Origin of the sequence: Pseudonocardia parietis, from assembly GCF_017876315.1 — a bacterium.
GTDB classification, from domain to species: Bacteria; Actinomycetota; Actinomycetes; order Mycobacteriales; family Pseudonocardiaceae; genus Pseudonocardia; species Pseudonocardia parietis.
This window is the reverse complement of record NZ_JAGINU010000002.1, coordinates 247,671-259,665: the sequence shown is the minus strand read 5'-3', so window position 1 is coordinate 259,665 and position 11,995 is coordinate 247,671. Positions and strand designations below refer to the sequence as shown.

Here is an 11,995-nt window from a genome sequence, read left to right as displayed (position 1 = left end):
CATCGCGGGCCGGCGGGAACGGACCAGTAGGCCGATGCCCACCGGTCCGCCCGCCGCACCGGGCGGTGCCGATGTGCGCTACCGCGGAGGGGGGTGCAGTGCGCGGCATCGCCATCACGGCATCTCCTACGATACATAGGACCACAAGAGGGTCTCGTTCCCCTCGACCGAGCCGACGCGCCCACTGGAGCCAGCACCGCGATGACCTGTCGACCCGGCCTCGGCCTCGTGCGCCCCGCAACGATCGCTCTCGCCGCGCTCGTCCTGCTTGCCGCCTGCGCCAGCACCCCGACAGCCCATGAGGCCGCAGCACCGAGCGCTGCCACCGTCTCCACCGGCGCTGCGGCGTCCCCGGTGCGGCTCGTCGATGCCGCGCAGTTCGCCGAACTGGTGGACAGAGACGGCGTCGTGGTCGTCAACGTGCACACGCCCGACGACGGCTCCATCACCGGCACCGACGCCTCGATCCCGTTCGACCAGATCGGCGAGCGGGTCGCGGAGCTGCCGGCAGATCGAGCCGCTGCGCTGGCCGTGTACTGCCGGACCGGAACGATGAGCGCGGCCGCTGCGACGACACTGGCCACGCTCGGCTACCACAATCTCACCGACCTGGCCGGCGGAATGCAAGCCTGGCAGGACGCAGGCCACCCACTCCTGGCAGCCGGCTCGTGACGAACCGAGACCGGTTTCCACGACAGCCTGCGCCGCACTCTCCGGCGTCAGGACACGAGAGGGCATCAGGCACAGAAACGACGCCACGGCGCGGGCGGGGCCGGCTCGGTCTCCGGGCAAGCTTCGTCTTGGCGGTCGCGGCAGGCGCCGCCTTCGCGGCAGCAGCTCCCCCTCGAGGCTGGTGGCCACTAGTACCACTCGGTGTCGCGATGTGGGTTCTGGCGCTTCGAGGTCGCACGCTGCGCCAGCGCGCCGGCATCGGCGCGGCGACCGGTCTGGTGTGGTTCAGTTCGTCGCTGTACTGGTTGTCCGACTTCGCCGTGGCCGGCTATCTGGCCGTCACGGTTGTCGAGACGGCGTTGCTCGTCGCAGTGGCCTGCGCCGTGCCGGGATCGACGCCGGGACGCCCATGGCACGGGTGGTGGGCGGTGCCGGCGTTGCTGATGTTGCTCGACGCCGCCCAGACTGCGTTCCCCTTCAGCGGATTCCCGCTCCCCGCACTGGTGCTCAGCCAGCTCGACGGCCCCTTTGCCGATGCGGCCCCCGTGGGTGGGTCACTACTGGTCACCGGGCTCGCCGCCGCTGCAGGGGCCGGACTCGCGGCCACAATCACAGCCACCGGTCGACAGCGGGTCGTCGTTCTCGCCGCGACCCTCGCCGGAAGTGTCGCCATCCCACCGGTCGGGGCCGCCGTCGCCGCCGCCACGACCACCGCCACAGGCCGGCTGGACACCGCGATCGTGCAGGGCGGGGGCCCGCGGGGACTGCGGGCGGTCTTCACCGATCCGCAGGACACCACCGACCGGCACCTGACTGTTGCCCGCGACATCACCGCATCTCCCGACCTCGTGTTGTTCCCGGAGAACGTGATCACCTCCCGCGGGCCGGTGACCGGCGGACCGAACGACCGAGCCGTCGCCGAACTGGCTCGACGGCTCGCCGCCCCGGTCATCGCCGGTGTGACGGAGACGCAGGGCAGCGGGTTCCGCAATGCCGCGCTGCTGTGGGACGCCCGCGGCCAGCAGACCGGGCGCTACGAGAAGGAACATCGCGTGCCGTTCGGCGAGTACATCCCCGGTCGGGCCTTGCTGGAGAAGATCACCGATCTGACGGCGCTGGTCCCCCGGGACGCCATCGTGGGCGAAGGCACGGCGGCTCTCGACGTCGCCGGCCGCAGGCTCGGAGTCGTCATCTCCTACGAGGTGCTGTTCGCCGACCGGGTGCGGGAAGCGGTCCGTGCCGGTGGCGAACTCGTCCTGGTCCCGACCAATGCCTCGTCGTATGTCACCGACGAGGTCCCCTCGATCGAAGTCGCCGCGGCACGCCTGCGCGCGCTGGAAAGCGCACGCAGCGTCGTCCAAGCCGCACCCACTGGCTACTCGGCCGTTGTCGACCCCGACGGGACAGTTCGCGCACTGTCGCCCCTCGGCGATCCGGCGCTGCTGCGCGAGCCCGTCACGTTGCGCACCGGCCTCACCCCGTACACCCGTCTCGGCGACGGCCCCTACATCATCCTCGCGGCCGCCGCCGTCGCCGTCGCTTGGCTGCCCGCAACCCGACGTCGCGGACGCATCGTCGGGTCACCGCGCCCCGCAGAAAGGTAATCCTCCGTCCCATGGTCAACAGATCGCCCGCACACCGCACAGGTCTCCCCCAGCGCAGAGTCCGACCGCGCCGGGCCCACGCCCTCCTCGCCGCCGGCACCGCCATCGTGCTGGCCGGCTGTGGCGCAGAGAGTGCGTCCGACACCTCGAACACCGCCGCCAACACCACCACCGCAGATCTTTTCGCCCCGGTCGGACACGTACACGGAGTCGGCGTCGACCCTGCGGGCGGCAGCGTGATCGTTGCCGGCCACTACGGGCTGTTCGCCCTCGCCCCCGACGGGACACTGGTTCCTCGCCAGGACCCGCCGGAGACCGCGGGGCCGGACCTGATGGGGTTCACCGTCGCCGGGCCCCGCACCTTCCTCGCCAGCGGCCACCCCGCCCCCGATGACGCCGGCACCCCGAACCCGGTCGGGCTCGTCCGCAGCACCGATGCGGGCACGACGTGGGAACCCGTGAGCCTGCAGGGCCAGGTCGACTTCCACTCTCTCGACGTCGGCGGCACCTCGGTTGTCGGGCTCGACGCCACCCGCGGCCTGCTGATGGTCAGCAGCGACAGCGGTCGCACGTGGCAGGAGCGCGCCGCGCTCGATGCCCTCGACATCGCCGTGGATCCCTCCGACGGGGCCCGGGTACTGGCCACGACCGAGAACGGGGTGACCGCCAGCCAGGACGGTGGCTCCACCTTCCGCGGCGTCACCGGTAGCCCGCTGTTGGCCTTCGTATCGTGGGCGGGCGACGGCGCCGTGTACGGGATCGGGCCGGACGGAACGGTGCACGCCAGCACCGACCGGGGCGCGACCTGGCAGCGGCGTGCCGGTACCGAGAGCCCGCCGCAGGCCATCACCGCCGAGCCCGGGGGCCGGTTGACGATCGTGACCAACGACGGCATCCACCGGTCGACCGACGGCGGCGCCACGCTGGCGCGCATCGCCTGACCAGTGGGTCGGCTAGCGGCGGAACGACACGTGAATGTGATCGTAGTGCCCGCCCACCGGGTCGGCAGGGTCGTAGACCCCGCCCCCGGTGTAGTCGCTCCACCGACCGGGACCTGCCTGGGGCCGTAGCCAGATCTGGCCCTGCCAGATGACGTAGGAGACGTCGAGGGCGACGGCGTTGCGCCGGAACCACTCGGCGATCACCCAGCCGTCGTCGACGTCGCGGCCGGAGGCGAAGCTGCCGGCGGGTCCGGGGAACAGGTCGCACCCCTTCCCGAGGGGGTGATCGCTGGTCGGGTTCGCCGGGCGGTCGGCGAAGCAGCGTGTCGAGCTCAGGTACGTGGTCTTGCTGAGCGCGCCGAAGGCGGTCCGCACCTGCTCCAGTGCGAACCGCGTCGTGGGGGTCACACAGCCCCGGGTGGTGGGGTCGTCCTCGGTGCAGCCGGCTGGGCGCGGCCGCGGGTCGTCGCCGATCACCGCACTCGAGGGGTCGGCGCAGCTGCCGCCGTCCGCGGTCGTGCGTGCCCCGGTGGTTCGCGCCGCCCCGTCACCGACCTCGGTGAGCACGTTCGCGGCGGTGTCCTCCCATTTGGCGTAGGCAGTCGGGAACGCCGAGCGTTGGACCGCCTGGGCGGCCTCCCACAGCTCCATGTCGGCCCATCCGGTGATCTGCAGCAGTCGGTCGTAGAAGATCGCGGCCGAGTACCGGGGATCGGTGACCTGCTCGGCCGAGCCCCAGCCCATCGACGGGCGTTGCTGGAACAGCCCGAGCGAGTCACGGTCGCCGTAGTCGAGGTTGCGCAGGCCGGACTCCTGCAGCGCGGTGGCCACGGCGATCCACACAGCCCGCTCCGGGACCGCGCGGTCCCGGCCCACCGCGACGATGGTTGCGGCGTTGGCCAGTTGCTCGGCGCCGAGTCCGCTGGGGCCGGTCGCAGAGATGGGCACGGCCGCTGCCGGGGGCAGGCACCCCGGTCCGACCGCTACCGGGGTGAGGAAGTGCCCCATCGCGATCCGGGCCAACACCAGCCCCGCGGCGAGGACCCCCACGACGACACCGACGGCGAGCAGCCGCACACCCAGTCGCCGCAACGCCACGGCGGCGTGTTCGACGCCGTTCACGGCCCCATGGCAGACGCGCCGCTCGGTGGTCGTCGCGGACGGCTGGGCTTGTCCGCTCGTGCGGGGGTCACCATCGTCGGGCGGCTCCAGGCAGGTCGGCCAGCGGCCGCGTCGTCTCCACCGGCGTGGGAGTTGGCTGCTGCTGGGCAGGACGGATGGCGGGTAGCGGACGGGTCGGGCTGTCGTCGTGCTGGCCGACCGCTCTCAGTTGGGTGGTCGGGGGGTCGCCATCCGGTTCGCTCTGCGCTGCTTGGGTGTCCTCGGCGGGTGCGGTGAGCAGTCCGCGCCGATACAGCACCGCGAGGGCGAACCCACACAGCAGCCCGATCACCAGCAACACCAACCACGGCGCATACGGCGCCCCGGCGGAGCGGGCCAGGTCGATCGCCCAGCCCGTCCCCGCGTTACCGAGCAGGATCCCCACCCCGCACACGGTGTTGTAGAAGCCGTAGTGGGTGGCGACGAGCCGGTTGCGAGCGAGCCCGACGATGGTGTCCATCTCGAACGGCAGGACCACGGCGGTCCCGATCGCGAGCAGCGCCGCGGTCGACAGCAACGCCGCCACACCCAGCACCGTCGCGATCACCGCGCTGACGTCGGGCAGCGCGACCAGCAACCCGTCGGCGGCGAGCAGCGGCACGAAGGCGACACCGAGCATGACGAGGCCCCGGCTCAGCGAGCCCGCCGGCCCCCACCGCGCACGACACCAGGCGGTGACCTTCATCTGGGCCGCGATGGTGACCCCGCCGGACACGACGTACAACGCTGTCACCAACGCCGTGCCCAGATTCCCGTCGCCGGCCAGGGTTCGGGCGTGCAACGGCAGCGCCAGATACACCTGATAGGACAAGACGTAGGTGCCGATCATCGCGACCGAGAAGGGCAGGAAGCCCCGGGTCGTGGCGACGTCGCGCCACTGCGCGAGGACCGGGCGCCGCTCGGCGTCGCCGCCGCCGTCACCGCGGCGGGCCGGCAGGGCTCGGATCTGCAGCACCGTGAGCACGGCGAACACGGCGGCGGCGACCAGGCAGGTGACGGCGAAGCCGATGCCGGTCAGTGCCAGTCCGACGATCGGGCCGATCAGGATGCCCGCCTGGTAGAAGATGCTGAACAGCGCGAACGCCTCGACGCGTCGCTCACCGGTGTCATGGGCGATGTAGGCGCGCACGGCCGGGTTGAACAGCGCCCCGGCGAATCCGGTCGCGGCCGAGGCCACAACCAGGGCCGGGACGTTGTCGACCAGGCCGATCAGCGCGAATCCGCCGGTGCGCAAGGCGCAGCCGGCCACGATCATCGGCTTGTAGCCGAACCGGTCGGCCAGGCTGCCCCCGACCAGGAACATGCCCTGCTGGGAGAAGTTCCGTACCCCGAGGATCAAGCCGACCATCAGCACCGAGAGCCCGAGCCCCTGGGATAGGTGGTCGGCTAGGTATGGGATGAGCATGTAGAAGCCGAGGTTGATGGTCAGCTGGTTGAGCAGCAGCAGCTGGACCGGCCGGTCGAACGACCGGTATCTGTCGAGTACCCGCATCAGCTCTCGCGTCCTGTAGGCCGGAGCACGGTGGCACAGCGGGTCCAGCGGTGGACCTCGACGGCGTCGGGCCGGTCGATCTCGTCCGGGTCGTGCAGCGGAGGGGCACCGACGGTGATCCCCTTCGCCGCGCAGAACTCGTCGTTGTAGACGGTGTCGAAGTAGCGCTGCGGGCCGTCGGGGAAGACCGCAGCGATCCGGGTGCCCTCCGGCCGGGTCCGGGCCAGCCAACCGGCCACCGTGCCGACGGCGCCGACACTCCAGCCTCCGCTGGAGTAGCTGGCGCTGGCCATCGCACGGCACGCCGAGACTGCCTCATCCGCGCCGACCCAGTGCACCTCGCTAAAGATGCTGTGGTCGACGTTGCGGGGATGGATGCTCGAGCCGAGCCCCCGCATCAGGCGCGGTCGCGCGGGCTGGCCGAAGATCGTGGACCCGACCGTGTCGACCCCGACGACCTCCAGGTCGGGCAGATGCTGGTGTAGCGCGCGGGAGATGCCCGCCGAGTGGCCTCCGGTGCCGACCGAGCAGACGAGCACATCGATGTCTCCGAGCTGAGCGTGCAGTTCGTCGGCGAGCGGGGCGTAGGCGCTGACGTTGTCGGGGTTGTTGTACTGGTCCGGGCACCACGAGCCGGGATGCTGGTCGAGCACCTCGGCGACGCGATCGCGGCGGGCCTGCTGCCACCCACCGCACGCTGCCGGGCTCTGCACGGTCACCACCTCGGCACCGTAGGCACACAGGAGCCGATACATCAGCGGTTCCATCCCCGGGTCGGACACCAGCGTGACGGGGTGCCCGAACGCGATCCCGGCCAGGGCGAGGCCGAGACCGAGGGTGCCGCTGGTGGACTCGACGATCCGCCCGCCCGGCTCGAGATCACCGCGTTGCCGGGCCTGCTCGACCATATGCAGGGCGGGGCGGTCCTTGATCCCGCCGGGATTGGTGCCTTCCAGCTTGGCCCAGAACCCCCGTCCGGCGGAGCTGAAGGGTGTGTCGATCCACACCGTCGGTGTGGAGCCGACGACGTCGGTCAACTGGAAGCAACGTCGCGCAGCGACGCCGGGGGCATCGGCGGGAAGAGTCGTGAAAGGAGTGGACATGACAGACCTCATTCGGGCGCGGGCATGTGCCGCACCGCCAGGGAGCGATGTAGGGGCGCGAGAAGCGACGACCGGGATCGGATCCGTGGTCGCCGAGGCCTCTATGTCCGCGAGATCTGTGCCAGGACTAAGTGGTGACGCCCACCTTCTGCTCGAGCGGGCGTGGTCTTGACTGCGCGGTGTATCCGCGGCGGTGCCCGCATCGCGGCCGCTACGCGGATCTCGACGCCCGCTCCGGTGAAGACGTCCGGTGGGGCGGGACGGTCAGCGCGAGCCGTGAGAGTCGACTCGTCGTGGGCTCCGTCCTGATGACACACAGGAGCATCAGGATGCGAATGCGGAGCGGCGGGGCGCTCGGCACCGATCTGGTCTCGGTGGTCGGCCGACTGGTCAGCCGCGACGCCCGCGGACGCCGGCGACCCTGTCAGCTGCGTCGAGGACTTTCCGGCGACGAGCTCAGGGCCGTGGACCGGCAAGAGCAGGTGCAGCCCACAGATCAGCAAGACCATCGACAGAGCGAGGAGTACCACGGCGCGGCGGGCACCGGATCTTGGCACCCGTGTCCCCAGCACGCCGACGAGGTTGCTCACAGTAGCCGAACCGTACCAGCGTCATCGGCAGGCCCGTCCGCGCATCCCAGCGTTGGTGCGTCATCACACAACTCGCGCACGACGTCCTATCGGGGCGCGGCTATAGACACGACCATCGATGTCTCAACCAACACTGCAGGTCAGAGCGGTTAGAGAGTGCGGCGTCTCAGGCGTAGGCGCCAGCAGGTCGACGACCACGGTGAATGGCTGACCCCGGCCGCTTCATGACGAAGACCACCCACCCGTGAATGAGGTACCCGTTTCGACGAAAGATCGTCACTTAGCGTATACCAACCGATGGTTATCGCTTCGTCCTGATGGTGCACGCTGCACCCGCTGGGTGGGCCCGGTCTGGCGACATCCCCGGCCCACTGGGGTGGGCCCCTCCGCCACCGCGCCGCAGCACGGGCGGGCCGACGCGACTACCAGCACGGCAATCGCCTCGACTGCGAGTGCCCCAACGCGGGACGTCCGCTCCAGGATGGGTAACCGCCTGTCGTTCATTTCTCGTCGCTGCAGTGGCGTCCGTGAGAAGCGGTGGTGGACCCGATCACGGCGGGTCCGGCGACGGGTGCGTGCATCGCCGACAGCCTCACCGGCGCGTTCTGTGGCCCGGGCACTGTCGCCCCGACGTCATCGTCCGGGCAGGCGCCACTGCGTGGCCGGCAGCAGCGCGGCGCGGTTCACTCGGCCGGCGTGCCGCTCGACCAGCTCGAACATCGAGGTGATCAGGGTGTCGGCGAGCAGGTGCGGGCGCAGGCCCAGCTCGGCGAGGCCGGTGGAGACGACGTTGTAGTGGTGCTGGTCGGCTTCGACCCGTGGGTTGTCCAGGTGCGTGATCTCGGTGCAGGGGTGTATATCGGCGACGAGTTTGGCCAGCTCGCCGACCGAGAACGACTCGGTGAGCTGGTTGAACACCCGGAACTCGCCGCGCTCGGCAGGGTTCTCGACGGCGAGCCGGACGCACTCGACGGTGTCCCGGATGTCGATCACGCCGCGGGTCTGACCGCCGGAGCCGTAGACGGTCAGCGGTTCGCCGAGCACGGCCTGGACGATGAACCGGTTGAGCACGGTGCCGAACACCGCGTCGTAATCGAAGCGGGTGGCCAGGCGCTCGTCACGGCCGGTCTGCGCGGTGTGGTGGCCGTAGACCACGCCCTGGTTGAGATCGGTGGCCCGCAGGTCCCACGCGCGGCAGGCGAACTCGATGTTGTGGCTGTCGTGGACCTTGGACAGGTGATAGAAGCTGCCCGGCCGCTTCGGGAACAGCACCCGGTCGCTGCGCCCGTTGTGCTCGACGGTCAGCCACCCCTCCTCGATGTCGATGTTCGGGGTGCCGTACTCACCCAGCGTCCCGAGCTTGACCAGGTGGATGTCCGGGTCGGTCTCGGCGATCCCGTAGAGCAGGTTCAGGGTGCCGACGACGTTGTTGTGCTGGGTGTAGGTGGCGTGGTCCCGGTCCAGCATCGAGTACGGCGCGGAGCGTTGCTCGGCGAAGTGCACGACCGCGTCGGGGCGGAACTCGGCGAGGGTGGCGCTCACGTACTCCGCGTCGAGCAGGTCGCCGTGATAGATGGACAACTGGGCGCCCGAGACCTCCTCCCAGGCGGTGACGCGCTCGTCGAGCCTGCGGATCGGGACCAGGCTCGTGACGCCGAGCTCGTCGTCGTAGCCGCGGCGTGCCCCGTTGTCCAGCACCGCCACCTCATGGCCGCAGTCGGACAGGTGCAGTGCTGTTGGCCACCCCAGGTAGCCGTCGCCGCCGAGGACCAGAACCTTCATCGACACCCCTCGCCTCATCACGTCGTCCGCCTTGTCCGAACTTCTACCCGTGTTCGGCCGACCCGGGACCGCCACCATCACCCAGGCGTGGCCAACAGCCCGTCCGTCGCCCGCCAACCGTGGTGCGCGACGATCACGCTCGTGCTGGGTGGGTGTGGACATTTCCTCCTGATCGCGGCCTCGCTGGCGACGGCGTGGCGCGGCACGCGCACGGTCGAGCGAGTACGCCGGATCCCACCCCTCGCCGAGGCGTCGGGCGACGAGGACGGCTCGGTGACGATCGTCGTCCCGGCCCGGGACGAGGCGCCCCGGATCGGGGCCTGCGTCGATGCGCTGCGCGCGCAGACCATGCCGGACGTGCGGATAGTCGTGGTCGACGACGACTCATCGGATGGCACCGGGCAGATCGCGGCCCGGCACGCAGACGACGACCCACGGGTGACGATCGTGCGCGGCGAGGGTCGCCCGGCCGGCTGGTCCGGGAAGGTCGCGGCGATGCAGATCGGGTTGGATACCGACCGCGTCGCACGGGACCGGTCCGGGACCGCGCCACCAGAGTGGCTGCTGTTCGTCGACGCCGACACGCAGCTCGCGCCCGAGCTGCTGGGCCGGCTGCGAGCCACCGCGGTGCAGCACGACGCGGACCTGGTCTCCGCGGCCGGCACCCCGCCGCCGGGCGGGTCGGCGGCGTGGTCGCTGCTGATGCCGACCGGGATCGTGTTCATCGGCGAACACGCCGACCCGCAGGGCCGGGCACGGAGAGCGTTGGCGATCGGTCAGTGCCTACTGGTGCGCCGCGACCGGTTCGACGCGGTCGGTGGCTGGACGGCGCTGCGGGATCGCCGGACCGAGGACGTGCTGCTGGCCACCCGGGTACGCGACGACGGCGGCCGCACCAGGCTGGTCGACGCCCACGGCCTGGTCACCACCAGCGGGCTGGACCCTTTCGGCGCCGGCTGGGCGTCGTTCCGCAAGACGCTGGTGGCCGCAACCGAACGGTCGGTGCTCGTGCTGGCCGGGGGCGGGCTGACGCACGCGGCGATGTCGCTGGCCGGGCCGGTGGCCGTGGTGTGCGGGCTGCGGGTGGCGCGGACGCCGGGCCGATCCGGACGCGGCCGAAGCGCCCGGGCTATCGGCCTGGTCACGACCGGGCTGCTCGGCTGGGGCGCTGCTGCGGCGGCGCACCACCGCGCCGCGCGGCTGATGCGCACCCGGACCGCGTTCGCGCCACTGGCCCCGCTGATCTGGGCGTTGTTCGGCGCGGTCCTACTCGACGGCGCGCGAGTGGTGCTGCGTGGCACGGCCGGGTGGAAAAGCCGCGACCAGTGACCCGTCACCGGGTTCTCGGCGGCATGAATGACCACCCCGTGATGGTCGAGCACACCGTGGCCGACCACGGCGGCGTCGCGACGTGTGAGGTCGACGGTGCACCCCGTTCTCTCGCACGATCGTGCAGGCGGCCGCGCCCGCCGATTGAGCTCGCCAGTGGCTCGGCGTGAAGTCGCCCGGTACGCGCGTGGTGCCCCGTCCCCGTCTGAAGACCTCGCCCCGCCGGCCCGTCACAGCGCACGAGCCGGCGGCGCCTCAGTCAGCATGGAACGACCGTCCTGTTCCCCGTTTCGACCGAGGCGGTGGTGGCCTAGACCTTGTCGCCGATCTGCAGCTCCTGGAACCAGGCCTGCGCGTCGGGCTCAATTCGTTAGTTCATCGTCCTACTTGATGTTGTAGTTATCGGTTGATTGCGGACCGTCACGCGACGAGCGGATGGCGGCACGCGACGTGTGCCGAACCAAGAAGCCATAGCCACCCATTGACTGAGGATCGCCAGGTCGCGTCCACAAGAGGACCGCGTCCACAACAGGTAGGTCGTACGTCCAGCGGCACAGTCGAGCGCCGATCTGTGCCTGCGCCGGATCAATTGCTGTCCTGCGCTACCGTGAAAACGTCCGAGTGATGCCACTCGGTCCGGTTGAGGGGAGGAGTGTCGTGCTGGCCGACGCACGTCCTTCCTCGCCGCGGGCGCTGCTCGTGGCCGCCCTCGCGACCGCCGTCCTCGCGATCGGGATGGACCTGGCGGCCGGTGAACACCCCGTACACGCTGCGACGGTCGGCGTGGTCGCGGCATCGGTCGCGCTCGCGCGCCTGGTCACCGCACGTCGGTACGAGGGACTGCTGGCCATGGTCAACGGCGCTGTTGTGGCGCAGCCGGCGTTGCACGCCTCGACCAAGCTGGTCCCGCCGGTCACGGACCACTCCGGGGAGATGTCGCTTTCGGTCGTGCACATCATCCTGGGGGCACTGATCGTCGTCGCCGTCACCCAGGTTCAGCAGCTCGGCAGCCTCGTTGCTGCTCTACGTCCCTTGCTGGTCGCGCTGATCCGGCGCATCGCCTCGACGCCCAAGCGGCCGGTCCGCTCGCCGCGCCTGGTCGGCTACGAACCGGCACTGCCCGTGCCCCAGTGGTCGATCGTCCGCGACGTCGCCCGACGAGGCCCCCCGGTGTCGGCGCTGGCCGCCTGACCTCGCCGAGACATTTCGCACGGGTGTTCGGGCGGCCCATGGCCCGATCACCCCCGTCTCCGGTGTTCCGGAGCTTCCCGCCTGGAGTTCTGTCATGGGCGTCATCTCGACCTGTCGGCATCGAGCATCC

Annotated in this window: 9 protein-coding genes; 5 read left to right on the top strand and 4 right to left on the bottom strand. The window is 70.8% G+C overall.

Annotation, left to right across the window (positions count from 1 at the left end; translation table 11 throughout):
• Positions 1-201 precede the first annotated feature (201 nt).
• Genes JOF36_RS35550 through JOF36_RS35540 form a run of 3 tightly spaced genes read left to right on the top strand, consistent with a single transcriptional unit; the run spans position 202 to position 3,217 of the window.
• Positions 202-672, top strand: coding sequence for a rhodanese-like domain-containing protein (locus tag JOF36_RS35550; protein ID WP_210036641.1), 471 nt, complete (start codon positions 202-204; stop codon positions 670-672).
• On the top strand, positions 669-2,276 hold the full coding sequence (lnt, locus tag JOF36_RS35545) for an apolipoprotein N-acyltransferase (protein ID WP_307862794.1): 1,608 nt from the start codon (positions 669-671) through the stop codon (positions 2,274-2,276). The genes JOF36_RS35550 and lnt overlap by 4 nt, the downstream gene beginning before the upstream one ends.
• An 11-nt stretch (positions 2,277-2,287) precedes the next feature.
• Complete coding sequence (locus JOF36_RS35540) at positions 2,288-3,217, top strand: F510_1955 family glycosylhydrolase (protein WP_372447477.1); 930 nt, start codon at positions 2,288-2,290, stop codon at positions 3,215-3,217.
• A gap of 12 nt (positions 3,218-3,229) precedes the next feature.
• Here JOF36_RS35540 and JOF36_RS35535 read toward each other — a convergent pair whose 3' ends face one another.
• The 4 genes from JOF36_RS35535 to JOF36_RS35520 all read right to left on the bottom strand — a co-directional run bounded on the left by JOF36_RS35535 (position 3,230) and on the right by JOF36_RS35520 (position 9,345).
• A complete protein-coding gene (locus JOF36_RS35535) occupies positions 3,230-4,339 on the bottom strand; it encodes a VldE C-terminal domain-containing protein (protein WP_210036638.1) in 1,110 nt (369 codons plus the stop codon).
• 67 nt (positions 4,340-4,406) lie between these two features.
• Positions 4,407-5,870 carry an MDR family MFS transporter gene (locus tag JOF36_RS35530; protein ID WP_085915403.1) on the bottom strand — a complete coding sequence of 488 codons (1,464 nt, stop codon included), beginning with the start codon at positions 5,868-5,870 and terminating at the stop codon, positions 4,407-4,409.
• Complete coding sequence (locus JOF36_RS35525) at positions 5,870-6,973, bottom strand: PLP-dependent cysteine synthase family protein (RefSeq protein ID WP_232021787.1); 1,104 nt, start codon at positions 6,971-6,973, stop codon at positions 5,870-5,872. Before JOF36_RS35525 ends, JOF36_RS35530 begins: the two co-directional genes overlap by 1 nt.
• Positions 6,974-8,196: 1,223 nt before the next feature.
• A complete protein-coding gene (locus JOF36_RS35520) occupies positions 8,197-9,345 on the bottom strand; it encodes an NAD-dependent epimerase/dehydratase family protein (protein ID WP_210036637.1) in 1,149 nt (382 codons plus the stop codon).
• An 87-nt stretch (positions 9,346-9,432) separates the two neighbouring features.
• On the opposite strand from JOF36_RS35520, the gene JOF36_RS35515 reads away from it, so the two are divergent.
• Both JOF36_RS35515 and JOF36_RS35510 read left to right on the top strand, forming a co-directional pair.
• Complete coding sequence (locus JOF36_RS35515; RefSeq protein WP_307862793.1) at positions 9,433-10,674, top strand: glycosyltransferase family 2 protein; 1,242 nt, start codon at positions 9,433-9,435, stop codon at positions 10,672-10,674.
• A gap of 657 nt (positions 10,675-11,331) precedes the next feature.
• Positions 11,332-11,865, top strand: coding sequence for a hypothetical protein (locus JOF36_RS35510; RefSeq protein WP_210036635.1), 534 nt, complete (start codon positions 11,332-11,334; stop codon positions 11,863-11,865).
• Positions 11,866-11,995: the final 130 nt, after the last annotated feature.